This is a genomic window from Roseateles aquatilis (assembly GCF_002205645.1).
Lineage (GTDB): Bacteria > Pseudomonadota > Gammaproteobacteria > Burkholderiales > Burkholderiaceae_C > Roseateles > Roseateles aquatilis.
In genome coordinates, this window is the sequence record NZ_NIOF01000002.1 from 530114 (window position 1) to 556814 (window position 26701).

The following is a 26701-nucleotide window of genomic DNA, read 5'->3' on the forward strand; positions in this document are numbered from 1 at the left end:
GGGGGACGGCAACCCGCCAGCCCGGCAATCCCCGTGCCCATCGCTTCAGGCCGGTTTGCGCGATGGGGGCAGGCGGCTGCTGTCCTCGCCGTCCAGCGTGGCGCCGGGGTCTTCCTCGCCGGCCACGGACTCATCGAACGAGTGGTCGGGCACGTGGGGCGTGCCCGGGTCTGGCGGGCGCGGCGCGGCGGGCGCGGGCGCCGAGGGGCCCGGCACCGGCACCGCCGGCGACGGGCTGTCGGGAACACCCGGCGGGGCGGACACCGGAGCTTCGTCGGGATCGGGCACGGAGGCGGACATGGCGGCGCTCGACAGGTGGCTGGCGGACACGAACCGGTGTTTGCCGGCGCGTTTGGCGTGGTACATCGCCGTGTCGGCCAATCGCATCAGCGATTCGGCCTGGCGGCCGTGATGCGGGGCAAACGCGATGCCGATGCTGGCGCCGATCGAGGTCTCGTCGCCGTCGGGCAGCAGGATCGGCTCGCGCAGCGCCGCCAGCATGCGCTGCAAGGCGGGCTCCGCCTCGGCTTCGGTGCGCAGCGATGTCAGCAACACGGCGAACTCGTCGCCGCCCAGCCGTGCCACCAGGTCGTGGCTGCGCACGCCGGCCAGCAGCCGCTGCGCGATCACGCGCAGCACCACGTCGCCTGCTTCGTGGCCGAAGCGGTCGTTGATGTCCTTGAAGCCGTCCAGGTCGACATGACAGACGGCCACCAGCCCGAAGCGATCGTCCAGCAGCGCCAGCGCGCCGGCCAGCCGTTCGGTGAAGCGCACCCGGTTGGGCAATCCGGTCAAGGCGTCGTGCACCGCGAGATGCCGTGCGGTGGCCTCGCTCTCCTTGATCGCGGTGATGTCGATCGTCATCCAGAGCGACTCGCGCTCCGACACCGACGCGCCGCTGAGGTCGATCCACACCGGCGTGCCGTCCTTGCGTTGCATCCGCAACTGGGTGCGGTAGCGGCGGCCGGCGGCAATGGCGGCATAGGCCTGGTCGCCGACGAGGGCGTGGGACGCATCGTCCATGTACAGCCGCCGGGTGGGCTGGCCCATCAGCTCGCCGGGCGCGTAGCCGAAGACCGATTCCAGCGCGCGGTTCTTCCAGACCACGTGCCGGTCGCGCAGCCGCATCATGCCGACCATGTCGTTGTCCAGCATCAGGTTCTGCTCCAGCGCCAGTTGCGTCAGGCCCTCGTCGGCGCGCCGCTCGCGGCGCTGGCGCTGGAACACCAGCATCGAGCAGCCGATCACCGTCAGGATCACCATCGCGGCCAGCAGGCTCTGCTGGATCGCCTCCTCGCGCCAGCCGGCCAGGAAGTCGGCGGTGCTCGCGCCGGTGAAGATCGTCAGCGGATAGCCGCGCACCTGCCGATAGCAGGTGATGCGCTCGATGTTGTCCAGCCGGGTCCTGGTCATGTACCAGCCCTGGCGCGGATCGATCGCCATCTGGCGGATCAGGTCCTCGGACACGACCACGTCGCCGACGCCGCGGATCGAATGCGGCTCCGCCGCCGAGTAGCGCGCCACCAGGCGCCGGCTCTGGGTACGCAGCGAGATGGCGCCCTCGGCGCCGATGGTCAGGCCCTTGAAGGTCTCGATGAAATGGTCGGTGGACAGGTTGGTGTAGACGATGCCGGCGAAGGCGCCGCTGTCGGTCTCCAGCCGCCGGGCGATGACGATGCCCCATTTGCGGAAGACACGTCCGAACAGCGGCTCCGAGATCACCAGCCCGTCACCGTCGCGGGCGTGCTGGAAGTAATCCCGGTCGGCCACGTTGAGCGCGCCGTCCTCGGACGCGAGCCCGAACAGCACCTGACCGCGGCTGTCGGTGATCCGGATCGCGTCGACCTGCGGCAGCAGGCTGCGCTGGTCGGCGATGGCGCGTTCCATGGCGCGGCTGAACTCGGCCGGGACGGGCAGGTCGGTGCCGGCGCGGCGGTGCTGCAGCGCCAGCGTGGCCAGCGCGTTGTCCACCTGCCTGAGCTCGGCGCCGATCTCGATGCTGAGGCTGCTGGCCAGGTTCTCGGTGGTTTCGCGGGCGAGGCTCTTGTCGGCCTCGCGGCTGTTGTGCAGCGCCAGCAAGGTCGCGGCGACGATCGCCGCGGCCACGATGAGGTTGCCCGCCACCAGCCAGATGGCGAGGCGGGTCAACGAGCGATGAGGGGGAACGGACAGTCGTTGCATGGGCGCGCGCGGGCGAAGCGGGCATCCTAACCGTCTTGGTCGGGGTGGGGCGAGTGACGGCCGACGCTCTACGCCCAGCCTAGAGCGGCAGCATCAGCGTCCAGGGTTCGGAGGGGGACGGCTTGAATCCGTGGTGCAGATAGAACCTTCTGGCGCGCTCGTCAATGGCATGGCACAGCAGCGCGCGGCCTCCCGCGATCCGGGCCGCATGCCGCGTGCGCAGGATGGCGTCTCGCAGCAGGCCAGCGCCGATGCCCATTCCTGTCCACGCCTCATGAACGGCCAGGCGTCCCAGCACGAACACCGGCATGGGCATCGGTGCATTGCGCCGAACGGCTCCGATCGCGGAGCCGTGGCGATCACGCGGGAGAACATCCTTGGCCGCTCTCCGCTCCGTCACTTGATGTCCATGCGACATCCAGCATCGCGCCGTGAAGGGCCACCTGAATCCAGGAATTGACGCGGCCGTCGGCTGCGATCAATGGTGACTTCCACAATGCGCTGAACGACTCGGCGGAAGGGTCGAACAAGAGCACGCAGTCATGGTCGGCATGCTGCGCGGAGCGATAGACAAGGCCATCGAACCCACGCTCGCACAGATCCGTGGCCAGACACTGCGTCGCACGAATGCGGACGGAATGCAGCCCTGGGCGATCCGACACGTGCGGCCGCAGGTCCACCAGCTTCATGCGTAGCGTGGTCTTCACGGCAATGAGCTCGCAGCCTTTTAATGCCACTGGGTCGACCGTGTGGACGTTGCGACGGAAATGGGTCTCGTAGAGCGCGGTCTGTGGGTGTCTGGCGAAGTACACCGTGGGGCGGTCCGACAGGTCGAGGCGACCCGTCATGCCGCCGGGCTGCTGCAACTTGACGGGGCCGAGCCGGGGCGTCTGGGGAGTCGGCGCGATGCGCTGCACTCGAAACAGGACTTCTCCGGCCCGGAGCTCCAACGTTGGCAGATAGTTGAAATTGCAGAACTGCATGGACCCTCAAAACGTAGGGCCCCACCTCGCATCACGCAGCACGTCGTCCAGATGACCTTGTTCCAGGGCGATCCTGGGTGTTTTCTCCCGCAGGCCCCGGGACGGGGACTCCAGGTAGTTCAGCAGACCCCAGGGCTCACTTGCGCTGACGCAATCGGCCTTGATCGTGGGCAAGTGCGGCCATAGCGAATCGTAGAACTGCCAGAACGGCAAGCGAAGTTCGCCTTGCTCGTTCACCAGTCCAAGCGCTCGGCCGGAATGAACCAGCTCCAGAACTTGCTCGGCGGTCTGTCCGATCATCGAAGCGGCCTGCTCCACGGTGAACATGTCTCCCTCCGCGAATCGCTCGCGACGGAAGCGTTTGTTGTTCTCCCGCAGATGCTGAAGAAAGTCATCGGAGCATCGGAACCCGGGATCTGGCTCCAGGGATGCGTACTGGGCAGGGGTGGGGGAATCGGAAGTTTGGCTGACCGTATCCATGGCGACATCCATTTCAAGAACTCGAGAGGGCTGAAATGCTGGTGCCGATGCGGCCATGAAGCAAGCCAGCCGGCGGGTGTTGCGTCAAGGTTCGAGCATCTCGTCATCGACATCGTGGGCTGCCGATCGACTCGCGGCTCGGACCTTGATCGCAACGCCTTCATCTTGGCTGGACGAGGCGCGCCGCGCTTCCCGCCGAGGAGGGCGAGGTGGGTCGGAAATGGGGGCGCCCCGAAGCGGGTGGGCACTCGAGTGCTGACCGATGGGCGCACCGGGCACAGGGGTTGCCAAGAGACGCCATGCAGCTCGCGCGATGCCGATCCGGCATGCGCGTCGCGTCACATCATCAGGAGATATCGCATGGCCATCGGCACCATTCTTCTCATCATCCTGCTGCTGCTCCTCGTCGGCGCGTTGCCGACGTGGCCGCACAGCCGCGCGTGGGGCTACTACCCGAGCGGCGGCCTGGGGCTCGTCGTCTTGATCCTGATCATCCTGCTGCTGATGGGATACATCTGACGCCGCGCGCTTGAACAGGCGCTGGAAAGAGCGCGCGAACGGCGCGGACTGGCGAACGTGCCAGCGACGGCAAGACGGCGACCTCGTCAGGTCACGCCCTGCGACCGTCGTTGGCGTTCGTGCAACGTCAAGCGCCCAGCAGCGATTGACCGCAGACCCGTAGCACCTGCCCGGTCAGCGGCTGTGCCGGCGGCGACGCCAAGTAGGCGATCGCCTCGGCGACGTCGGCCGGCGTGCCGCCTTGCTTGAGCGAGTTGAGGCGCCGGCCGGCCTCGCGCACCATCAGCGGCATGCGGCGGGTCATGGCGGTCTCGATGAAACCGGGAGCGATGGCGTTGACCGTGATGCCCGTCGCGTCAAGCGCGACGGCGCGTGCCGCCACGTAACCGATCAAGGCCGCCTTGGATGCGCTGTAGTTGGTCTGGCCCGCGTTGCCCGCGATGCCGCTGATCGACGACAGGCAGATCTCGCGGGCGCCCGCGTTCAGCAGGCCCGCGTCGTCCAGGCGGGCGTCGATGGCGAGGATGGCCGCGAGGTTCACCGCCATCACGCCGTCCCACTCCGCGGCGGTCATGCGGGCCAGCGTGCGGTCGCGTGTGATGCCGGCGTTGTGCACCAGCACGTCCACGCCGCCGAGCCGGCGCACCGCGTCGACCAACTCGTCCGCGGCGCCCGGGCCGCTCAGGTCCATCGCCAGCAATGAGCCGTTGATCTCCCGCGCCAACGCGTCCAGCGATGGCCGCGCGGCGGGCATGTCGACGCACAGCACGCGCATCCCGTCGCGCGCGAGCCGTCGCGCCGTCGCGGCACCGATGCCGCCGGCGGCACCCGTGACCAATGCGGTCCGGGTCGGGGTTGCCGCGGACCCGGCGTCATCGCTGCCCCGATGCCAGCTCAGCACCTGGCCCGACACATAGGCCGATCGGTCGCTCGCGAAGAAGCGCAACGCGCCTTCCAGTGACGCGGCCGATGCCGCGCCTTCCCGCAGCACCAGCAGATTGGCGGTGGCTCCGCGCCGGCCAAGTTCCTTGGTCATCGCGCGCGTGAATCCTTCGACCGCCCGCAGGCAGGCGGCCTCGGCGGGGGCGGTGGCGGCGGTTGTGGCGGCGCTCAGCACCAGCACGCGGCCGCTGGCGGACAGCCGGGCGGTGGCGCGCTGGGTCTGCTCGTAAAGCGTCCGCAGCGCCGCGATGTTCCGGCAACCGGTGGCGTCCACGATCAGCGAGTTCACCGCGCCGTCCGCGCCGACCGCGCCGCCTTGGGCGGCGATGGCGGCGAGCAGCGAAGGCATCGGCTCGATGCTGCCCGGCGCGATGACCTGCACATGCCGCCCGGCGAGTTCCTGCGCGCTCCACGCGTCGTGACGACGCCGCAGCGGCATCGGCTGCGGCAGGCCCAGCGCGCGTGCGATGCGGCGGCCGAGCGGATGTTGGACGAAGGCGAGCAGGCTGTCGGTCATGGCGATGGGTTCCTGGGACGGCCGGGCCGCGAGGGCAAGGACCAAGGGAAAGAGGGGGCGAGGGCGGTGAGCAGGCGGGCGCGGGGAGTGTAGGCGCGGCGCCCGCCGACGACGCGAGCGACGAGTGGAACGGAGGGCTCAGTGCCGCGCCCTGAAATGAAGCTGCCGTCGACGCACCCGCGACGGGCGGCTCATCGGCATCGGCGCCGGCAGGCGCGCGCCGGTCAGCGTCAATCCGATGCGTGTCCGGTCCGCGTCCGATCGCGCGAACGGCGTGCCGTCATGCATCCGCGCGATCGCGGCGACGATCGACAGGCCCAGGCCGTGGTTGTCCGTGACCCGGCTGCGCGCCGGATCGCCCCGGTAGAAGCGGTCGAACAGCCGCGGCAGGTGGTCCGGCGGGATCGTCGGTCCCTGGTTGGCCACCGTGAGCCGGACCACGCCCGGTCCGTCGGCATCGATGCAGACCCGGATCGTGCTGCCGGGCGTCCCATAACGCGTGGCATTGCCGATCAGGTTGGACAACGCGCGCTTGAGCAGCGCGGCGTCGAACTCCCCCGCCGCCTCGCCGTCGACGCCCAGCGCGAGGCCGGCCTCGGCGATCGACGCCTCGTGATAGTCGGCCACGTCGCGGGCCAGCGCCGCCAGGCTCTCCACCGGCTGCCGCCGCGCCCGCGCGCCGCTGTGGGCGTGCGACAGGAACAGCATGTCGCTGACGATGCCCGCCATGCGCCGCAGTTCTTCGAGGTTGGAGCCGAGCCGGTCCATCGTCGCATCGGGAATGCCGGGTTCACGCATCGACAGCTCGGTGCCGGTGATCAGCGTCGCCAGGGGCGTGCGCAGCTCGTGCGCGACGTCCGCGTTGAAGCCCTCCAGTTGCGCATACGAGCGCCGCAGCCGTTCGAGCAGCGCGTTGAACTGGTCGACCAAGGGGAGCAGTTCGTCGGGCAGGCCGTCGGCGTCGAGGCGGTGATGCAGGTTCGGCGCGGCCAGTCGCCGCGTCTGGTCGACGAGCCGCCGCACCGGACGCAGCGCCAGCCGCACCAGCAGGAAGCCACCCAGCGACACCAGCAGCGCCCCGGCCAGCGACGCGATCATCAGCGTCATGCCCAGCCGCCGCACGAAGGCCGCGTCGGCACGGGCATCGAGCACCAGCGTCGCCGGGGCGAGGCCCGCGCCGGCCTCGAATCGCTCGATCCGCAGTCCCTTGGCGCTCAGGTCGGCACGACCGAGGTTGTCGTAGAGGACGCCGCCGTCCAGGCGCGTCAGACGCAGGCGCACATCGCGATGCAGGTCGAAGAATTCGTCGAGGCGACGTCGCAGCGCGGGTTCGTTCGTTGTTTCGATCACCTCGGACCGATCGGCGCTGGCGGGCACGCCGCTGGCGGTCGACCGAGCCGCCTCGTTCAACACATGCGCGATCAGGGCGCGATTGCCGTCGAGCACTTCGCGCTGACGCTCCTCCAGATCGGCGGCCGTCAGCAGATAGACCGCCAGCGAGATCAGCGCCAGGCCGGTGAAGGTCTGCGTCGCGAGCCACAACGGCAGGCGTTGACCCAGGCCGTCGGATGTCCGGGCCAGCCGCCGCCGCAACGCGCCGATCCGGTCGCGGAGGGTCGGCCTCAGCGATGACAAATCCGTAATCCGCATGTCCGGCTCATGTCGACGTCGCGCGCCTAGAGTCGATCCCAAGGCGTTTGAAACGTGCGCCGACGCAGCGGCGGTCCGGCTTGCTCCCGACCTCGCGTGCAGGACCTACTTTCAATTCAAGGAGTTTCACCATGCGTTACCTCCGTACCCTTTCGATGCCGATCGGTATCACCGCGCTGGCGGCGGCCATGAGCCTGCCGGCCTTTGCCCAGGTCGAGGAAGAAGTCGTCTCGGGACCGAAGTCCCGCGATCAGGTCGTGGCCGAGCTGGCGCAGGCACGAGCCGACGGCTCGTTGCAGAAGATCCAGAGCGAGCAGGGCTATGCCCCTGACTTCGACGAGGCGATGGGCGCCGACGTGCAGTACTCCAACCATCAGGCCGACGCCGACGTTTCGGTGACCATGGCGGCGGACACGAGCGCGGCGATTCAATACGCGCCGACAGCGGCGGGCGGCAAGTCCCGTGCCCAGGTGATCGACGAGCTGCAGCAGGCGCGGGCCGACGGCACGCTGGATCGGATGTGGAGCGAATCGGGATATGCGCCGGAGTTCGAGGCGGCGCGTTCGTCGCGTCCTTGAGCGAGGCCGACGCCCGGCATCGGCCGCGTCAGTCCAAGAGGACGGGCGCGAGGCCGTGCCGGTCCGTCGGTCGGACCGGAGGATCGACCCGGATGACCTGACCGAGATCGAACGGTCATCCCGCTTCGAGCAAGGGGCCCCTGGCGGGGCCCCGTTTTCGTGGAGCGATCGCGATGGGCGCAGGGCCGGCGCCGTGCGTTCGTGAAAACCGTCGGCGATCCCTCGCCACTATCGAACCCGTCGTCACGAAAGTGCATCGTGGTCTGCCTATACTCGCGCCCCATGCGCCGCTGGCTCACCGTCTTCCTGCTGATCCTGCTGCCGCTCCAGCTGAGCTGGGCGGTGGCGGCGACCTATTGCCAGCACGAAGCGGATCCGGCGGCCAGCCACATCGGGCATCACCAGCACGAGCATCACGGGCTGAAGGCCTCCGACGACACGTCGGCGACCGACGCGACCGGCAAGGTGGCCAAGGCCAAGAACGGCGCGCAGCCGGCACCGGCCGGCGTCGACAACGACTGCGGCTCCTGCCACCTGGGACATGCCCAGCCGGTGTTCAGCGCACCGCCGCGCCTGCCGGCGCTGGTCGGCCCCGTCGCGCGGACGGCTCCGTCCGGGGACTGGTCCTCGCGCGGCCCCGATCGCCGCGAACGTCCCAATTGGCGCCTCGCCTGACCGGCGAGCGCGGCAGCCCCTTCCTGGGCTAGCCAGCGGCGGAAGCTCCTTGTCGAGCTGAATCTCCGCCCACCCTCATCCGTCCTGTCCGGACGCACCCTCGCGCTCGCCGAGACCTTCCCGTTGTCCTGTCCCGCCCCGTTCGTCCAGGCGAAGGGGCTCAACGTCGGAGTTGCTCGATGTGCAAGCCATTGGCGCCGCTGTGTAGCGCGGTGCTCTCTCTCGTCTTTCCGCTGACCGGCTGGTCGACGCCCAGCGGTGTCGTGACCGGCGCGGTGCCGGCCGTCACCGCCGCCAGCCCCTCCACCATCACCACCGCGGCGCCCGTGCGCGCGGCCTTCACGCTCGACGACGCGATCCGGCGCGCGCTCGACGGGCATCCCCGTCTGCGCGCCGCCGGCCACGAGGTCGAGGCCAACGACGGCGCGGTGCGCCAGGCCGCGCTGCCGCCGAATCCTTCGCTCGGGCTTGAGCAGGAGGACACGCGCCGCGAGACGCGCACGCTCACGGTGCTGCTGAGCCAGCCGCTGGAGCTGGGCGGCAAGCGCGCCGCCCGCACCGCGTTGGCCCAGCGGGGGCGTGATCTGGCGCAAGCCGATCTCGACGCGCTGCGCGCCGAGATCCGCGCGGACGCCGTGCAGGCCTTCTTCGAGGCGCTGCTGGCGCAGGAGCGCGTGCAGGCGGCCGAGGAGTCGTCCCGCATCGCCGGCGGTGGCGCCGACGTGACCGCGCGCCGCGTGGCCGCCGGCAAGCTGGCGCCGAACGACGAGACCCGCGCCCGCGTCGCCGAGGCCGCCGCGCGCATCGAGTTGCGCCAGGCGCGCGCCGACAGCCGCGCGTCCCGGCATGCGCTGGCCGCGGCGGTCGGCATCGACGAGGCGCTGATCGGGCCCCTGGACGGCCGTGCCGAGTCCCTGCCGGCGTTGCCGGGCGAGGCCGACATCGCCCGCCGCCTGGCCGACGCGCCCGCGCTGCGCCGCGCGCGGCTGGAGGTCGATCGCGCCCAGGCCGCCTACGACCTGGAGCGCGCGCGCCGCATTCCCGACGTCACCGTCACGCTGGGCGCCAAGCGCGCGCAGGAGATCGGTCGCAATCAGGCGGTGATCGGGGTGTCCCTGCCGCTGCCGCTGTTCGATCGCAACCAGGGCGCGCAATTCGAGGCGCTCAAGCGCCGTCAGGCCGCCGAGCAATTGGCCGAGGCCGAATCGCAGCGACTGCGCAGCGAGGTGCTGCGCGCCGCCGACGAGCTGCAAGCGCGCATCGACGAAGTCGACGCGCTGCGGCGCGAGGTGTTGCCCGGCGCGCGCGAGGCGCACCAGGCCGCGACGCGGGGCTTCGAGCTCGGGAAGTTCGGCTTCCTCGATGTGCTCGACGCGCAGCGCACCTGGCTGCAGGCCCGCACGCAACTGCTGGATGCGCTGGCCCGTGCCCACCGCGCCAATGCCGACCTGGAGCGCCGCCTCGGCGCCGACGACGCCCGCCCCGTGGCCAGCCCGCAACCTTGAGAACGACGATGACCAATTTCAACGAGCAAGAACAAGCGCAACAACGGCAGGATCGGCAGGACGCTCCGCAACGACGCGGCGGCCTGGGCCGCAAGCAGGCGATCGCGATCGCCGTGTTGATCGCGATCGGTATCGGCGGCGGTGCCGCGATCCTGCTGTCCGGTCCGGCATCGCCGGCCAAGGGCGGGGAGCACGGCGAGCATGGCGGCAAGGACGATGGGCACGGCCACGGCAAGGAGGACGCTCACGCCGACAAGGGCAAGGACGCGCATGCCGACAAGGAAGCGCATGGGGGGAAGGACACCCACGCCGAGAAGGAAGGCGCCGGTCACGCGCATGACGACCACGACGACCACGCGAAGGAATCTGGCCAGGCCAAGAGCGAAGGACAGACCGAAGGGAAGGGCGACGCTCACGGCGAAGGCAAGGACGACGGGCACGGCCATGGCGAAGGCGCGGGCAAGAAGGAAGCCGGCGCCGCCGAGGCCATCGCGATGACCGAGGCCCAGATCAAGGCTGCCGCCATCGTGCTGGACAGCGCCGGTCCGGCCCTGATCCGCACCACCACCCAGTTGCCCGGCGAGATCGGCTTCGACGAGGACCGCACGGCCCACGTGGTGCCGCGCGTGACCGGCGTCGTGGAGGCGGTGCCGGCGGTGCTCGGCCAGGCGGTGCGCAAGGGCGACCTGCTGGCGGTGATCGCCAGCGCGCAGGTGTCGGACCAGCGCAGCGAGCTGCTCGCCGCGCAGAAGCGGCTGCAGCTGGCCCGCACCACGCACGAGCGCGAGCAGCGCCTGTGGGAGGAGAAGATCTCCCCGCGCCAGGACGTCGACGTCGCCGAGCAGGCCCTGCGGGAGGCGGAGATCGCCGTCGCCAACGTGCGGCAGAAGCTGCAGGCGGTCGGCGCGCTGCCGGGCGGCGGTGCGCTGAACCGCTACGAGCTGCGTGCGCCGTTCGACGGCACCGTGGTGGAGAAGCACATCGCGCTGGGCGAGCAGGTGAAGGAGGACGCCAGCGTCTTCGTGCTGTCGGACCTGCGCACCGTGTGGGCGCGCGTGGACGTGCCCGCCGGCGATCTGCCCAAGGTGCGCGTCGGCGAGCGCGCGGTGGTGAAGGCGACCGCCTTCGAACAGTCCATCGCCGGCACCATCGCCTACGTCGGTCCGCTGATCGGCGGCCAGAGCCGCACGGCGCAGGCCCGCGTCGCGCTGCCCAATCCCGAGCGCGCCTGGCGGCCGGGGCTCTTCGTCAACGTCGACCTGGTGACCGGCGAGGCGCAGGCGCCGGTAACGGTCGCCGCCGACGCGGTGCAGACCTTCGAGGACCGTCCGGTCGTGTTCGTGCGCACCGCCGAGGGCTTCGTCGCCCAGCCGGTGCGCACGGGCCGCAGCGACGGCCGCCGCACCGAGGTGCTGCAAGGGCTGAAGCCGGGCGCGCGCTATGCGGCTCGCAATGCCTTCGTCATCAAGTCCGAGGCCGGCAAGGGCTCGGCGACGCACTCGCATTGACGGAGCACAGGCATGTTCGAACGCATCATTCGTTTCGCCATCGAGCATCGATGGCTCGTGCTGATCGCCACGCTGGCCATGGCGGCGCTCGGCATCCACAGCTACCAGCGGCTGCCCATCGACGCGGTGCCCGACATCACCAACGTCCAGGTCCAGATCAACACGCCGGCGCCGGGCTATTCGCCGCTGGAGACCGAGCAGCGCGTCACCTATCCGGTGGAGACCGTCATGGCCGGGCTACCGGGCCTGCAGCAGACGCGGTCCCTGTCGCGCTACGGGCTGTCGCAGATCACGGTGATCTTCCGCGACGGCACCGACATCCACTTCGCGCGGCAACTGGTCAACGAGCGGCTGCAGGCGGCGCGCGAGCAATTGCCCGCGGGCGTGACACCGGCGATGGGGCCGGTGTCGACCGGCCTGGGCGAGATCTACCAATGGACGATCGAGGCCGAGGAGGGTGCGCTCAAGCCCGACGGCAAGCCGTACACGCCCACCGACCTGCGCGAGATCCAGGACTGGGTCGTCAAGCCGCAACTGCGCAACGTGCCCGGCGTGACCGAGGTCAACACCATCGGCGGCCACGCGAAGGAGTACGAGGTGGCGCCTGATCCGGGCCGGCTGTCGTCCTACGGGCTGACGCTGGCGGATGTCGTCATGGCGCTGGAGCGCAACAACGCCAACGTCGGCGCCGGCTACATCGAGCGGCGCGGCGAGCAGTACCTGATCCGTGCGCCGGGCCAGCTGCGTGATGCCGTCGACATCGGCAACGTCGTGCTGCGCACCGATGCCGGCGTGCCGGTGCGGGTCAGGGACGTCGCGCAGGTCGGCATCGGGCGCGAGCTGCGCAGCGGCGCGGCCACCGACAACGGCCGCGAGGTGGTGCTGGGCACCGTCTTCATGCTGCTGGGCGAGAACAGCCGCAGCGTGGCGCAGGCGGTCGACCGCCAGATGAAGGTGATCGACACGACGCTGCCCAAGGGCGTTCGCGTCGTCACCGTCTACGACCGCACCACGCTGGTCGACAAGGCGGTCGCGACCGTGAAGCGCAACCTGATCGAGGGCGCGGTGCTGGTGATCGCGGTGTTGTTCCTGTTCCTGGGAAACCTGCGGGCGGCGCTGCTCACGGCGATGGTGATCCCGCTGTCGATGCTGTTCACCTTCACCGGCATGGTGAGCCAGAAGGTCAGCGCCAACCTGATGAGCCTGGGGGCGCTGGACTTCGGCATCATCGTCGACGGCGCGGTGGTGATCGTGGAGAACTGCGTGCGCCGGCTGGCGCATGCGCAGCAGCATCGCGGCCGGCCGCTGACGCGCGCCGAGCGCTTCCACGAGGTCTTCGCCGCGGCGCAGGAGGCGCGCCGGCCGCTGCTGTTCGGGCAGTTGATCATCATGATCGTGTACCTGCCGATCTTCGCGCTGACCGGCGTGGAGGGCCGCATGTTCCACCCGATGGCGATCACCGTGGTGATGGCCCTGCTGGGCGCGATGATCCTGTCCATCACCTTCGTCCCGGCGGCGGTGGCGCTGTTCATCGGCGACAAGGTCGCGGAGAAGGAGAACCGCTTGATGGCCTGGGCCCATCGCGGCTACGAGCCGCTGCTGGCGCGCGCGATGGCCGCGCGGCCGGTGGTGCTGACCTTCGCGGTGGTGGCGGTGGTGCTGTCGGGCCTGCTGGCGACGCGGCTGGGCAGCGAGTTCGTGCCCAGCCTGAACGAGGGCGACTTCGCGGTGCAGGCGCTGCGGCTGCCGGGCACCAGCCTGTCGCAATCGGTGGCGATGCAGCAGCAACTGGAGCTGCGGCTGAAGGAGAAGTTCCCCGAGATCGAGCGCGTCTTCTCCCGCACCGGCACCGCCGAGATCGCGGCGGACCCGATGCCGCCCAACATCTCCGATGCCTACGTGATGCTCAAGCCGATGGACCAGTGGCCCGAGCCGCGCCGCACGCGCGCTGAGCTGCTGGCCGCCGCGCAGGCCGAGCTGGCCACGCTGCCAGGGCAGAACTACGAGTTCTCGCAACCGATTCAGTTGCGTTTCAACGAGCTCATTTCGGGCGTGCGGTCGGACGTGGCGGTGAAGGTCTTCGGCGACGACATGGACCAGCTGAACGCCGCGGCGGCGCGCATCGCGACGGTGCTGGGCGGGCTGGCCGGCGCGGCGGAGGTGAACGTCGAGCAGACGACCGGCTTGCCGGTGCTGACGGTGCAGATCGACCGCGAGAAGGCGGCGCGGCACGGCCTCAATCTGCAGGAGGTGCAGGACCTGGTCTCCACCGCGACCGGCGGCGCGCATGCGGGCACGCTGTTCGAGGGCGATCGGCGCTTCGGCATCGTGGTGCGCCTGCCCGAGGCGCTGCGCGGCGACCTGACGGCGCTGGAGCGCCTGCCGGTGCCGTTGCCCAAGGGCGCGGACGGCGCGACGCGTTACCTGCCGCTGTCGGAGATCGCGACGCTGTCGCTGGCGCCGGGACCGAACCAGGTCAGCCGCGAGGACGGCAAGCGCCGCGTCGTCGTCAGCGCCAACGTGCGCGGTCGCGACCTGGGCTCGTTCGTCGCCGAGGCGCAGCAGGCGGTGGCGACGCAGGTCGCGCTGCCGGCCGGCTACTGGCTGGGGTGGGGCGGACAGTTCGAGAACCTGCAGTCGGCGAGCGAGCGCTTGAAGGTCGTCGTGCCGGTGGCGTTGCTGCTGGTTTTCGGCCTGCTGTTCGCGATGTTCGGCAACTTCCGCGACGGCCTGCTGGTGTTCACCGGCATCCCGTTCGCGCTCACCGGCGGCGTGCTGGCGCTGTGGACGCGGGGGATTCCGCTGTCGATCTCCGCGGCGATCGGCTTCATCGCGCTCAGCGGCGTGGCGGTGCTGAACGGGCTGGTGATGATCTCGTTCATCCGTCAGTTGCGCGAGCAGGGCCTGCCGCTGGACGCGGCGATCCGCGAGGGCGCGTTGACGCGCCTGCGGCCGGTGCTGATGACGGCGCTGGTGGCCTCGCTCGGCTTCGTGCCGATGGCGATCGCGACCGGCACCGGCGCGGAAGTGCAGCGCCCCCTCGCGACGGTGGTCATCGGCGGCATCCTGTCGTCGACGGCGCTGACCCTGCTGGTGTTGCCGGTGCTGTATCGGCTGGCCTATCGGCGGGAGGAGGACGAGGTGCCGGCGCGGGACGCTCACACCCCCGTCATGGTTGAGCCGCGATGATCGGGCGGGCGGCGGCCGGGTGAAGCCGGGGCGCCGCCCGCGCAGGCGCATGCCGTGGAGGGGGGCGGCCATGCGTCGCGCTTGTTCGCGTGCAACGGCCGGAAGGCCTCGGGCGCATGAGGCCGACGAAGAACCGGATCTGTCCATGAAACTGCTGATCGTCGAGGACGAAGTCAAGGCGGCTGAATACCTGCGCAAGGGGCTGAACGAAGAGGGGTATGCCGTGGAGGTCGCGCACAACGGTGTCGACGGTCTGCACATGGCGGCCGTGAACCGCTACGACCTGCTCATCCTGGACGGACAGTTGCCCGGCATCGACGGGCTGGCGATGCTCGGCGCCATTCGCCAGAGCAGCGATATCCCCATCCTGATGGTCACGGCGCGATCGCGGGTCGAGGATCGCGTGCAGGGCCTGCAAGCCGGCGCCGACGACTACCTGACCAAGCCCTACGCCTTCTCCGAGCTCGTGGCCAGGGTCCAGGTGCTGCTGCGGCGGCGCATGGGCGGGCGACGGGGGGCGGAGGAGGCGCTGTACCGGGAGGCGGACCTGGAGGTCGATCCGATCCGCCGCCGGGTCAGCCGAGCCGGCCAGCGGATCGAGCTGACCACGAAGGAGTTCGGCCTCCTGGCGCTGCTGATGCGCCGCAAGGGCGAGGTGCTCTCCCGGACCGAGATCGCCGAGCAGGTGTGGGACCTGAACTTCGACAGCGACACCAACGTGGTCGAGGTCGCCATTCGCCGCCTGCGCGTGAAGATCGATCAGCCCTTCGATCGCGCCCTGATCCACACGGTGCGCGGCATGGGCTATGTCCTCGAAGGTCGGCCGGCATGAGCATTGGTTGCCACGCCGGCAGCCACGCCGGCAGTCTGAGGCTGCGCCTGCTCCGTCGTCTGGCGCTGCAGTCGATGGCCGGGTTGGGGCTGGTGTGCGTGGGCGTCTACGTGGTGATTTCCTGGACGCTCGACCAGCGCCAGGATCTGACGCTCGGCATGAAACGCGAAGGGGTGGAGCACCTGCTTCTGGAGAGCCGCGGGGCACGCGACGTGGAGGGCGTTCGGCACCTGCTCAACGACTTTCTCGCCGGGCACGACGAGCTCACCCTGACCGTGGCGGACAGCCGGGGCCGTCTCTTCCTGCCGCCGCAGCGTCGGCTGGGGCCCTTCGTGAAGCTGGAGCACTTCGCCGTGCCGCTGCCGCTCGATCTGGGCGGCAAGGGGACGGCCTCGCTGGCGTTCGACCAGGGCAGGGACGAGGAGCTGCTCGCGCGGCTGGCCTGGACGCTGAGCATCGCCGCGGTGGGCGGATCCCTGGCGCTTTCCGCGGCAGCGGCCTTCGGCGTGCGGCGCGAGCTCGCGCCCCTGCGCGCGCTGGTCCGGCAGACGGCGGCGGTGCGGGCCGATCGCCTGGAGTTGCGTCTCGACGGCCGCGATCAGGTCGAGGAGCTGCAACCGCTGATCGCGCAGACCAACGATCTGCTCGATCGGCTCGCGATGGCGTATCGACAGATGGAATCGTTCAACGCCGACGTCGCGCACGAACTGAACAACCCGCTCTCCATCCTCATCAACAGCTGCGAGTTCGCGCTCAGGCGTCCTCGATCACCGGGGGAACTCAGGGAGACGCTCCAGTCGAATCTCGAGGAACTGCGGCGCATCGCCAGGATCGTGGGCGACATGCTGTTCCTCGCGAATGCGCAGCGTGGCGCGCAGGCCAGCCGGGATGAACTGGCCGACCTGGCGGATCTCTGCGCGGAGGTGCTGGACTATCACGAAGGCTCGCTGCGAGAAGCGCGTCTTCGCGGCGTGGTCCGGGGAGGCGCCCGGGCGAGCGTCGATGCGGGCTTGCTGCAGCGCGCGATCTCCAACCTCGTCGGGAACGCGCGTTGTTATGCCACGCCCGGCACGGACGTGGTCACCGAGGTCGAACGCCGCGGCAATGAGGTGTACATCGGCGTCAGCAACGAGGGCGTGGCGATTCCCGAGGAGCACCTGCCGCGACTCTTCGAGCGCTTCTATCGCGTGGATCCCTCCCGCGCGGGCGCCAGCCAGAACCACGGCCTGGGGCTGTCCATCGTCGCGGCGATCGCGCGCATGCATGGGGGTTCCGCGTCAGCGACCTCCGCGGGGGGCGTGACGCGCATCGGGTTCACGATCTCTTCCGGCGCGACGGCCAACGGCCGTTGAAGGGCATCACCGCGGTCGCCGCGTCCCGGCGTTGCGGCGTTGCGGCGTTGCGCGCGGGCCTCCGGCCATGGTGCCCTTCGGCGCTGGCGCGCGAGGGGCAAGGAAAAAGGGAGATGCGCGATACGCATCTCCCTTCCCGGCTTCATTGCACCGTCAGCGCGCTGGCACCGCGCGCTGGGGGTCTTAGAAGTTGTGACGCAGGCCCACTTCCGCACCGGTGGAGTTCTGGCCACCGAGCATGCCCGCCGGCGTCGTGTACAGCACCGAGCTGCGCGCGGCGCCCTTGTTGCCGATGCGAGCCACGGTCCCGTACACGGCCGTGCGCTTGGAGAAGTCGTAGACATAGCCCAGCGCCAGGCGGGTGCTGTCGTCGCCGTTGGCGTAACCCGAACCCACGGCGCCGCCGGAGCGGTCGGCGTTCGTGTAGCCGACGCGGATCTGGCCGACCGTGACCGGGATGGTCGCGCCCACCGAGATCTCGGTGGACTTGCGCGCGCCCCACTTCTTCACGTCGAACAGCGTGTGCAAGGTGCCCCACGGCGACTTGTAGTTGAACAGCAGGTTGTAGTTCTTGAACTTGCCCTGGGTGCCGCCGACGTCGGTGGTGCCATAGGCGCCGCCCACCAGGAATTGCTTGTCCTCGTAACCGACGCGACCGCCGTAGTACTTGTTGCCCACGGTGTTGCCTTCGCCCGCGGCCACATGCAACTGGCCGAAGGCGCCGCCCAGGTTCTTGGGCAGGAAGTAGCTCACGCCGTTGTCGGTGCGCTGGAGCGTGTTGGCGCCGCTGCCCAGGTTCGAGCCGCTGCCGTAGACGAAGATGCCGCGCGAGCCCACGCCGACGATCCCGAACTCGTCGTTCACCGCGTTGTTGTAGGTCGGGGTGCTGTCGCGGCCCAGGCGCACTTCACCGAAGCTGCCGATCAGGCTGACGGTGGATCGGCGATTCCAGAACTTGCTCGCGTTGGCGGTGCCGGCGTCCAGCTCGATGCCCGACTCCAGATGGAAACCGGCCGACATGCCGCCGCCCAGGTCTTCCACGCCGCGAACGCCCAGACGCGAGGTCGTGTTGCCACCGGAGGTGACACCCTTGACCGTGCCCGCGTTGCCGTTCTTCACTTGGCGGACGGCGACGTCGGCCACGCCGAACAGCGTGACGGTTGAGGTTTGCGCGAAGGCGGAGCCTGCGACCGCGCCACATGCCAATGCCAAGAGGACTGGCTTTTTCATGAACTTCTCCTATTCGATGGTCAATGCCAGGACGTGAATCGCCTCAAGCGAAATCAAGGCTAAGGAGAAGGCCAGGGGAATGCCACGAGTTCTACGGAATGGACCGGGATGCGCTGGCGCGCGGTGGCCCAAATCGTCGCGACCCGTGTGTCTGGGAACACAGCGGCCTTTGCCGCGAACGACACGGGCGAAATTCATCATTTCGACATGCCGGGGATCGCCCCGATGTCGTCGCCATGTCGTCTCGATCGCGTCCCGAGGTCGTCGCGGTGCGATCGGGAAAAAGCTGACGAAGCCGTAATCCACCCGTCAGCGGTTGGTCAATGGCCGATCCCTACGCTCTCGGGCACATCGGCGTCGAGTACAGACCCGGGCAGATCGTTGGATGCTTGGCGAATGCGCCGGCGCGGAGAGGGGCGCGACATGCGAAGACAAGACGTGCAGCTGATATCGAGAGCCCGCAAGGGCGACATGGCCGCGTGCTTCGAGGCCGGAAGAATGTACCTGGAGGGCGCGGGCGGATTTCCGCGCCACGTCACCCTGGGGCTGGAGTACTTGAGCCAGGCCGAGTCCCAGCGCGAGGAGGCCGCCCAGCGGCTCATCGTCGACGCGCTCGATCTGCATGAGATCGCGGTTCACGGACGGATCGCCACGCTGGAACGCGCGGCGTGCGCGGGCGGCACGTCCGCTCAGTTGAGGATGGCGATCTGGTCCGCGTTGACGTGCGAGGACCTCACGGCGTCGAGCGGTTGGTTGAGCATGGCCGCCGACGGCGGGAGCCGGCCGGCCCGCGCGGCGCTCATGCATCAGGGCGCGGAGCCGGAGGCCGACGGGGTGGCCGTGCGTCGGCTCAAGGCCTTGCTCGGCGCTGAAGGCATGGGTTGGCCCGATCTGCTCGTCCTGGCGATGGATCGCGCGTTGGTGCACAAGGAACCGCGCCTGCTGCTGCGCGCATTGGCGGTGAGCCTGGCGCTCGGCGTCGCGCCCGATACCGCGCTGGCGGACAAGGTCTACGCCGCGCTGAGCTATGCCCAGTCGCTGGCCGACGTACGAATCGCCGTCGACACCAAGGCGATCGAGCAACTGCTCGATGACTGCGTGCATCGCGGCAACCCGGCCGCGGCCCTGATGCTGGGGCTCGCGCTCAGCGGCAGCGACGTCGGGTCATTGGCCTGGGACCGCCTGGTCCCCGCGCAGAATCGACGCAAGGCCTCGGCCCTGCTCTTGCGGGCCGCGGACGCCGGTTATGGCGAGGCCTGGACGCGGCTCTTCGAGCTGCACGCCAACAACCAGAGTTCCGTCGCCAACCCGCCGATGGCGCGCTTTTTCCTGGAGAAGGCCGCGGCCAGCGGCGACGTGTCCGCGCAGCGCCGACTGGGGGCGATCGTGATGCGATCGGCGGGGTCGCAGCGGGAGGCCGAACAAGGCATGAACTGGCTGTTCCTGGCCGCTCAGGCACAGGACCCGCATGCCTGCGGCCTGCTTCGTTCCTTCTTGCTGCCGGTCGCCGGCGATGAGGACACGGCGGCGCAAGGCATCGCCGAGATCGCCAGAAGCAACGCGGCGCTGGCGGCCCGTCTTCGCGTCGCCAGGGACTTCGGGCTGACCAAGCTCGAAGCCATGACCGTCGACGTGGCCGAGGGCATGCGGCCCTGGGGTCTGGTCGTCGGCAAGAACCCCTTCATCCAGCACGCCCGGCTGGCAGCCGCCCGCGCCGTTCCCGCGTTGAATGCCTCGACGCTTCAAACGCTGCGTCGATGTGCCGGCCAGTTGGCGGGAGGGGGGCCACAGGGCACCGCACCGAAGGACCTGGAGCTCAGGCATCGGGCCGCCAGGCTCAAGCAGGCGCTGGACAGCCACGGTCTCCAGGAATCGTTGTTCTTCGCGAAGGCGAGCTCCGATGCGCTGGATGCGCTGCGCGGTGGGCCGCGCTGGGCAAGGCTGACCAAGGCTCAGCTGGATGCGGCGATGGAGGAGTCCGCCGAGGCCGTCTGCTGACGAGGTGCGTTGAAACGGTCAAGGCCCTGACCGGGGCCGCGTCCTCGGGGGCCTGGTTGCTTAAACCGCCACCGGCGCCTTGATCGCCGCGTGATGCTGATAGTCACGCAGCTCGAAATCCTCGAACTCGTAGTCGAAGATCGAGTCCGGCTTGCGCTTGATGTGCATCGTCGGATACGGGAACGGTTGCCGCGACAGCTGCGTCTGCACCTGCTCGAAGTGATTCGCGTAGATGTGGCAATCGCCGCCGGTCCAGATGAAGTCGCCCAGCCCCAGCCCGCATTGCTGCGCCAGCATCTGCGTCAGCAGCGCGTAGCTCGCGATGTTGAACGGGACGCCCAGGAAGATGTCCGCGCTGCGCTGATACAGCTGGCAGGACAGCTTGCCGTCCGCCACGTAGAACTGGAAGAACGCATGGCACGGCATCAGCGCCATCTGGTCCAGCTCCGCCACGTTCCACGCCGACACGATGATGCGGCGTGAATCCGGGTTCTGCCTGAGCTGCTTCACCACCTCCGCGATCTGGTCGACGTGGCCGCCATCGGGCTTGGGCCAGTTGCGCCATTGCACGCCGTAGACCGGGCCGAGGTCGCCGTCCTCGCGCGCCCATTCGTTCCAGATCGTGCAGCCGCGCTCCTGCAGCCACTTGACGTTGGAGTCGCCGCGCAGGAACCACAGCAGCTCCAGGATGATGGACTTGAGGTGCACCTTCTTCGTCGTGACGAGCGGGAACCCTTCGCTCAGGTCGAAGCGCATCTGATGGCCGAAGACGCTGCGCGTGCCCGTGCCGGTGCGATCGCCCTTGGCGACACCGTGCTCATGCACGTGGCGCATGAAGTCTTCGTACTGGCTGCGCGCGGGGCGCGTGAGGGCGGTCTCGGGAGCGGTCGGGGCGGTCATGGGGCGGGATTCTAGAGGGGGCGGTTTCGCGGGCGCGCCGTGGGGCGATCAGGCGCTGAACTGCAACGCGGCCAGCCGGGCATAGAGGCCGCCGCGCGCGACGAGCTCCGCGTGCCGGCCCTGCTCGACGATGCGGCCGTGGTCCATCACCACGATGCGGTCGGCGCGTTGCACCGTCGCCAGGCGGTGCGCGATGACCAGCGTCGTGCGGTCGCGCATCGCTTCGTCCAGGGCCTGCTGCACGAGCCGTTCGCTCTCGGCGTCCAGCGCGCTGGTGGCTTCGTCGAGCAGCAGCAGCGGCGCGTCCTGCAGCATCGCGCGGGCGATCGCGATGCGCTGGCGCTGGCCACCGGACAGGCGCACGCCGCGCTCGCCGAGGAAGCTGTCGTAGCCGTCCGGCAACTGGCGGATGAACTCGTCGGCATGCGCCGCCCGCGCGGCGGCGAGGACCTCGTCGCGGCTCGCGTCGGGGCGGCCGTAGCGGATGTTGTCCAGCGCGCTGGCCGAGAAGATCACGCTCTGCTGCGGCACCAGCGCCATGCGGCCGCGCAGGTCGGCCAGGCGCAGGCGGTCCACCGGCGCGCCGTCCACCAGGATGGCGCCGCCTTGCGCGTCATAGAAGCGCTGCAGCAGTTGCAGCACCGTGCTCTTGCCGGCGCCGCTGGGGCCGACCAGCGCGACGGTCTCGCCGGGCTGGAGGTCGAGCGAGAAGTCGTCCAGCGCCGCGCGGTCGGGGCGCGACGGGTAGTGGAAACGGACCTGCTGGAACGAGACGCGCGCCGGGCCGGTCGAGACCGGCAGCGCGAGCGGCGCGGCCGGATCGGCCACCGGCGATTGCGCCGCCAGCAACTCCATCAGGCGTTCGGTCGCGCCGGCGGCGCGCAGCAGGTCGCCCCAGACCTCCGCCAGCACCGCCACCGACGACACCAGCAGCACCACGTAGACCACCGTCTGGCCCAGGTGGCCGGCGGAGATGCGCCCGGCCATCACCGCCTGCGTGCCTTGATACAGGCCCCACAGCAGCGCGCCGAAGGTGGCCGTGATGATGAACGCCACCAGGAAGGAGCGCACCCGCGTGCGCTTGCGGGCGGTGTCGAAGGCGGCCTCGCTGGCGACGTCGAAGCGCGCGGCCTCGCGCGATTCCTGCGCATGCGACTGCACGACGTGGATCGCGTTGAGCATCTCGGCGGCGATCGCGCTGGTGTCGGCGACACGGTCCTGGCTTGCCCGCGACAGGCGCCGCACGCGGCGCCCGAAGAACAGCGCCGGCGCCACCACCAGCACCAGGATGCCCATCACCTGCGTCATCACCCACGGGTTGGTCGCGATCAGCAGCGCCACCGCGCCCAGCCCCAGGATCAGGTTGCGCAGCCCCATCGACAGGCTGGAGCCGACGATGCTTTGGATCACCGTCGTGTCGGTGGTGATGCGGCTGATGACCTCGCCGGTCTGCGTGGTCTCGAAGAACTCGGGGCTCTGCCGCAGCACATGCGAATAGACGGCGGTGCGCAGGTCGGCGCTGACACGCTCGCCCAGCCAGGTCACCGCGTAGAAGCGCAAGGCGGAGAAGACCCCCAGCGCCGCGCCGGTCGCGAACAGCCAGAAGAAGTGCTCCCGCAGCGCCATCAGGCGCTCGCCCGGATCCGTGGAGACCAGGCCCTGGTCGATCAACTGGCGCAGCGCGATCGGGAAGATCAGCGTGGCCGCCGCGGCGAGCATCAGGAACACCATCGCCGCCGCGATCCGGCCCCGATAGGGCCGCAGGAACGGCCACAGCGCCGGCCCCATCGCCCGCAGCGGGGGCGGATTGCGCACGGCGCTTGCCCCGGCGGGCAGGGAGGCCGGGCGCGAGCCGGCGGAGGAGGGCGGGGAGGTGGCGGACATCGGGCCAGTGTAGGGGCCGCCTCCCGGACCTGCCGGTGACGGCGCGCCGCCCTGGGGCGCTGGACGCTCCCTGGGCTGATGCGGCCTTGACGCCCTCGGAGCGCGCCCATCGGGAATACCCCCACGCCTGGAAGGCCATCGCTCGCAGTAGTTGGCAAGGCAATCATTGCCTAAGCAATAATTGCCACAGCTTTTTCCAGACGTACCTTCCCGGAAAGCCGCCATGAGCCCCAAGCCGCCACCGCCCGCTGATTTCTACAACGCCGACAACTTCACCTGCGAACCCAGCCTCGGCTGGCTGCTGCGTCAGATCAAGCAGTCGATGGTCTGCCAGGCGGACAAGCTGCTGGGCAAGCACGACCTGACCCATGCGCAATGGGCGCCGATGCTGCGCCTGCGCTTCAACGGCCCGATGTCGAGCGCGGCGCTGGCGCGTGAACTGGCGATGGACGGCGGCGCGATGACCCGGCTGCTGGACCGCCTGGAAGCCAAGAACCTGGTGCGCCGCGACCGCTCGGTGGAGGACCGCCGCGTGGTGATGGTCTCGCTGACCGACAACGGCGTGAACGCGATGTCGGCGGCGCCGGGCGTGCTGTCGCAGGTGTTCAACGACCACCTGTCCGGCTTCACCGACGAGGAGTTCCGCACCCTGATCGCCCTGCTGCAGCGGCTGGTGGCCAACGGCCATGCGATCCGCGACGCGGAGCTGACCTCCGAAAGCGCCACGCTGGTCGACAAGGACGGATGAGCGGCGTCCACGCCGCGCTCCCGTCCACCCCTGTGAATCTCACCGTTTAGCCATGACCGCTCGCTCCATCGACAAGAACAACATCCTTCCGCAGGAACCTCCGATGACCTCCCGATCCCTTCATCGAACCACGCTGGCCCTGGCCATGGGCGCGGCGTTGCTGATGGTGCTCGCCGCCTGCGCGCCCATCCCCAAGCTGGCCGATCCGGCCCGACCCATCGACGGTCCCGAAGCCGCCGAACGCCTGGGCCTGGCCCCCGGCGACGGCCAGGCCATCGACCAGCAGTGGTGGAAGGCCTTCGGCGACGCGCAACTGGACGGGCTGGTGGCGCAGGCGATCGCCGGTTCGCCCAACCTGGCGCTGGCCCGCGCCCGCATCGCCCGCGCCGCCGCGCTGACCGAGAACGCCGAGGCGGCCAAGCGCCCCAACGCGGAACTGGAAGCGGACGTGACGCGCCAGCGCATCACCGAGCACGGCATCTACCCGCCGCCGCTGGCCGGCAGCGTGCAGACGCTGGCCAACATCCAGGCCGGCCTGAGCTACGAGTTCGACTTCTTCGGCCGCCATGAAGCCGCGCTGCAATCGGCCCTGGGCCAGCGCCGCGCCGCCGAGGCCGACGCGGCCGCCGCGCGGCTGAGCGTGTCCAACGCCGTCGCCAAGGCTTACGTCGCGCTGGCCCGCAGCCAGGCGCAGAGCCGCTTGCTGGAGCAGCAGAAGGGCTTGCGCGACCAGAGCCTGGACCTGGTCCGCCAGCGCAGCGCCGCCGGCCTGGACAACGGCCAGGACCTGCGCGTGGCCGAGGCGCCGCTGCCCGACATCCAGCGCCAGCAGGTCGTGCTGCGCGAGCAGCAGGCGCTGCTGCGCCACCAGCTCGCCGCGCTGACCGCGCAGGGCCCGAACGCCACCGCGGCGCTGCAGGCCGCGCTGCCGCGCGCCGTTGAATGGCAGCAGGAGCCGCGCCTGGACCTGCTCGGCCGCCGCCCCGACCTGGCCGCCGCCCGCGCCCGCGTCGAGGCCACGGCCCAGGACGTGCGCGCCGCCCGCACGGCGTTTTATCCGAGCGTCAGCCTGAGCGCCTTCGTCGGGCTGAACTCGATCGGCCTGGACGACCTGTTCAAGAGCGGCAGCCGCCAGTACGGCATCGGCCCGGCGCTGCACCTGCCGCTGTTCGACAGCGGTCGCCTGCGCGCCCAGCTGCGCGGCAGCGCCGCCGAGCAGGACGCCGCCGTGGCGACCTACAACGCGGCGGTGCTGGACGCGGTGCGCGATGCCAGCGACCAGTTCACCTCGCTGCAATCGCTGCGCCAGCAACAGCAGCAGCAGGACGCGCTGGTGAGCAACGCCGACAGCCAGTTCGCCCTCGCGGACCAGCGCTTCAAGGCCGGCCTGACCAGCCGCATCGTCGTGCTGAACGCCCACCAGAACCAGCTGCAGCAGCAGCGCGGCCAGATCGACCTGCAGGCGATGACCGTCGACGCGCAGATCAACCTGATGCGCGCGCTGGGCGGTGGTTACGCCGAGCCGGGGCGAGCGGACGCGAAGCCCGCGACGCCCGACGACCGCGGCTGACCGCCTCCCGTCCTCCGATCACGACCCCGTCCCTGACCGCCGGACACGACCCCGCGCCCGGCGCCTCCCCGAATCACGCAGAACACTTCTCAGAGCCCATCATGAGCGCTACCCCCGAGAACAACACGCCCGCCACCCCGGCCAAGAACGGCACCAACGGCACCCGCAAGAAGGGCCTGACGCTGATCGCCGCCGCGGTCGTCATCGCCGGCCTCGCCTACGGCGCCTATGCGTGGGTGATCGGCAGTCGGTACGAATCGACCGACAACGCCTACGTGCAGGCCAACGTCGTGCAGATCACTCCGCTGGTCGGCGGCACCGTGCGCGCTGTGTATGCCGACGACACCGACTTCGTGAAGGCCGGCCAGAAGCTGATTAGCCTGGATCCGGTCGACGCGCGCGTGGCGCTGGAGCAGGCGCAGGCCCAGCTGGCGCAGACGGTGCGTGAAGTGCGCACCCTGTATGCCAACAACAGCGGCTTCACGTCGCAGGTGAAGGTGCGCGAGGCCGACCTGCAGCGCGCGGTGTCCGAGCTGAACCGCCTGCAGGCCGACGTGGCCCGCCGCCAGCCGCTGGTCGCCACCGGCGCCGTCGGCAAGGAAGAGCTGGAGCACGCGCAGGCGCAACTGACCGCCGCCCGCGCTCAGGCCGCCGCCGCGCAGTCCGCGCTGCAGGCCGCCAAGGATCAACTGCAGTCGAACCAGGTGCTGACCGACGGCGTCAACGTCGAGGACCACCCCAACGTGCTGCGCGCCGCCGCCAAGTTGCGCGAGTCCTACCTCGCGCTGCAACGCGCCGAGCTGATCGCGCCGGTGGACGGCTGGGTCGCGCGCCGCTCGGTGCAACTGGGCCAGCGCGTGGCGGCCGGCTCGCCGCTGATGGCGGTGGTGGGGCTGCAGCAGGTCTGGGTCGACGCCAACTTCAAGGAAAGCCAGCTGGCCAAGCTGCGCATCGGCCAGAAGGCGACGCTGGAAGCCGACGTCTACGGCAAGAAGATCGAGTACCACGGCACCATCCAGGGCCTGGGCGCGGGCACCGGCGCGGCCTTCGCGCTGCTGCCGGCGCAGAACGCCACCGGCAACTGGATCAAGGTCGTGCAGCGCGTGCCGGTGCGCATCGCGCTGGACCCGAAGGAAGTGCAGGAGCACCCGCTGCGCGTCGGCCTGTCGATGGACGTGCAGGTCGACATCCGCGATCAGGGCGGCCAGATGCTCGCCGCGGCGACCGGCAGCAGTGCCCCGCGTCTGCAGACGACGATCTTCGACGCGCAGGAGAAGGCCGCCGACGACCAGGTCAGCCGCATCATCGCGGCCAACCTGGGCAAGGCCGCCGCGAAGGCGCCGGTGCGCTCGACGCTCAAGCCCGAGCCCGACGCCGTGGCGCCGGTCAAGACCGCGCCGAGCGCCAAGACCCGCGCCGCAGCCCGTCACGCGTGAAGCGAGGCGCGATGCCACGCCCGA

The 26701-nt window shown here is 70.0% G+C and carries 21 protein-coding genes; 12 read left to right on the top strand and 9 right to left on the bottom strand.

All coding sequences use genetic code 11. The features are described 5' to 3' along the window. Positions 1-45: 45 nt before the first annotated feature. The 4 genes from CDN99_RS07805 to CDN99_RS07820 all read right to left on the bottom strand — a co-directional run bounded on the left by CDN99_RS07805 (position 46) and on the right by CDN99_RS07820 (position 3644). Complete coding sequence (locus tag CDN99_RS07805; protein ID WP_088384259.1) at positions 46-2181, bottom strand: sensor domain-containing diguanylate cyclase; 2136 nt, start codon at positions 2179-2181, stop codon at positions 46-48. A 79-nt stretch (positions 2182-2260) separates the two neighbouring features. Continuing rightward, positions 2261-2491, bottom strand: coding sequence for a GNAT family N-acetyltransferase (locus CDN99_RS07810; protein WP_202820238.1), 231 nt, complete (start codon positions 2489-2491; stop codon positions 2261-2263). 49 nt (positions 2492-2540) lie between these two features. After that, entirely contained in the window at positions 2541-3164 is a 624-nt protein-coding gene (locus CDN99_RS07815) for an RES family NAD+ phosphorylase (RefSeq protein WP_088384263.1), read from the bottom strand. Between the two features lie 6 nt (positions 3165-3170). Beyond that, entirely contained in the window at positions 3171-3644 is a 474-nt protein-coding gene (locus CDN99_RS07820; RefSeq protein WP_141100697.1) for a hypothetical protein, read from the bottom strand. Positions 3645-4004: 360 nt separating this feature from the next. Here CDN99_RS07820 and CDN99_RS07825 point away from each other — a divergent pair, with 360 nt between their 5' ends. Then, positions 4005-4163: a DUF3309 family protein gene (locus CDN99_RS07825; RefSeq protein WP_088384267.1), complete on the top strand. Its 159-nt coding sequence runs from the start codon at positions 4005-4007 to the stop codon at positions 4161-4163. A gap of 127 nt (positions 4164-4290) precedes the next feature. Here the strand turns inward: CDN99_RS07825 and CDN99_RS07830 are convergent, their stop codons facing one another. Both CDN99_RS07830 and CDN99_RS07835 read right to left on the bottom strand, forming a co-directional pair. Next, a complete protein-coding gene (locus tag CDN99_RS07830) occupies positions 4291-5622 on the bottom strand; it encodes a 3-oxoacyl-ACP reductase (RefSeq protein WP_088384269.1) in 1332 nt (443 codons plus the stop codon). Between the two features lie 138 nt (positions 5623-5760). After that, a complete protein-coding gene (locus CDN99_RS07835) occupies positions 5761-7272 on the bottom strand; it encodes a heavy metal sensor histidine kinase (protein ID WP_088384271.1) in 1512 nt (503 codons plus the stop codon). 131 nt (positions 7273-7403) lie between these two features. Between CDN99_RS07835 and CDN99_RS07840 the strand changes: the two genes are divergently transcribed. From CDN99_RS07840 to CDN99_RS07870, 7 genes are all read left to right on the top strand, one after another. Beyond that, positions 7404-7850, top strand: a complete 447-nt coding sequence (locus tag CDN99_RS07840; protein ID WP_088384273.1) for a DUF4148 domain-containing protein — start codon at positions 7404-7406, stop codon at positions 7848-7850. 282 nt (positions 7851-8132) lie between these two features. After that, positions 8133-8525 carry a cation efflux protein, CzcI family gene (czcI, locus tag CDN99_RS07845; protein ID WP_088384274.1) on the top strand — a complete coding sequence of 131 codons (393 nt, stop codon included), beginning with the start codon at positions 8133-8135 and terminating at the stop codon, positions 8523-8525. A 179-nt stretch (positions 8526-8704) separates the two neighbouring features. Next, entirely contained in the window at positions 8705-10030 is a 1326-nt protein-coding gene (locus CDN99_RS07850; protein WP_088384277.1) for a TolC family protein, read from the top strand. Between the two features lie 8 nt (positions 10031-10038). Next, positions 10039-11538, top strand: coding sequence for an efflux RND transporter periplasmic adaptor subunit (locus CDN99_RS07855; RefSeq protein ID WP_088384279.1), 1500 nt, complete (start codon positions 10039-10041; stop codon positions 11536-11538). Between the two features lie 12 nt (positions 11539-11550). Beyond that, on the top strand, positions 11551-14727 hold the full coding sequence (locus CDN99_RS07860) for an efflux RND transporter permease subunit (protein ID WP_088384281.1): 3177 nt from the start codon (positions 11551-11553) through the stop codon (positions 14725-14727). A gap of 145 nt (positions 14728-14872) precedes the next feature. Continuing rightward, entirely contained in the window at positions 14873-15559 is a 687-nt protein-coding gene (locus tag CDN99_RS07865; protein ID WP_088384283.1) for a heavy metal response regulator transcription factor, read from the top strand. Next, on the top strand, positions 15556-16911 hold the full coding sequence (locus CDN99_RS07870; RefSeq protein ID WP_088384285.1) for a heavy metal sensor histidine kinase: 1356 nt from the start codon (positions 15556-15558) through the stop codon (positions 16909-16911). The genes CDN99_RS07865 and CDN99_RS07870 overlap by 4 nt, the downstream gene beginning before the upstream one ends. A gap of 183 nt (positions 16912-17094) precedes the next feature. Here the strand turns inward: CDN99_RS07870 and CDN99_RS07875 are convergent, their stop codons facing one another. After that, complete coding sequence (locus CDN99_RS07875) at positions 17095-18141, bottom strand: porin (RefSeq protein WP_088384287.1); 1047 nt, start codon at positions 18139-18141, stop codon at positions 17095-17097. A gap of 108 nt (positions 18142-18249) precedes the next feature. On the opposite strand from CDN99_RS07875, the gene CDN99_RS07880 reads away from it, so the two are divergent. Then, entirely contained in the window at positions 18250-20139 is a 1890-nt protein-coding gene (locus tag CDN99_RS07880) for a tetratricopeptide repeat protein (protein WP_141100698.1), read from the top strand. 60 nt (positions 20140-20199) lie between these two features. On the opposite strand, the gene CDN99_RS07885 is transcribed toward CDN99_RS07880, so the two are convergent. Further along, complete coding sequence (locus CDN99_RS07885) at positions 20200-21039, bottom strand: thymidylate synthase (protein WP_088384291.1); 840 nt, start codon at positions 21037-21039, stop codon at positions 20200-20202. A 48-nt stretch (positions 21040-21087) separates the two neighbouring features. Next, on the bottom strand, positions 21088-22827 hold the full coding sequence (locus CDN99_RS07890) for an ABC transporter transmembrane domain-containing protein (RefSeq protein WP_238139428.1): 1740 nt from the start codon (positions 22825-22827) through the stop codon (positions 21088-21090). Positions 22828-23146: 319 nt separating this feature from the next. Here CDN99_RS07890 and CDN99_RS07895 point away from each other — a divergent pair, with 319 nt between their 5' ends. From CDN99_RS07895 to CDN99_RS07905, 3 genes are all read left to right on the top strand, one after another. Next, positions 23147-23671 (top strand): MarR family winged helix-turn-helix transcriptional regulator, encoded by a 525-nt coding sequence (locus CDN99_RS07895; protein WP_088384295.1) that lies wholly within the window; start codon positions 23147-23149, stop codon positions 23669-23671. 103 nt (positions 23672-23774) lie between these two features. Further along, positions 23775-25241, top strand: coding sequence for an efflux transporter outer membrane subunit (locus tag CDN99_RS07900; protein ID WP_088384450.1), 1467 nt, complete (start codon positions 23775-23777; stop codon positions 25239-25241). A 101-nt stretch (positions 25242-25342) separates the two neighbouring features. Further along, positions 25343-26677 carry an HlyD family secretion protein gene (locus CDN99_RS07905; protein WP_088384297.1) on the top strand — a complete coding sequence of 445 codons (1335 nt, stop codon included), beginning with the start codon at positions 25343-25345 and terminating at the stop codon, positions 26675-26677. Positions 26678-26701: the final 24 nt, after the last annotated feature.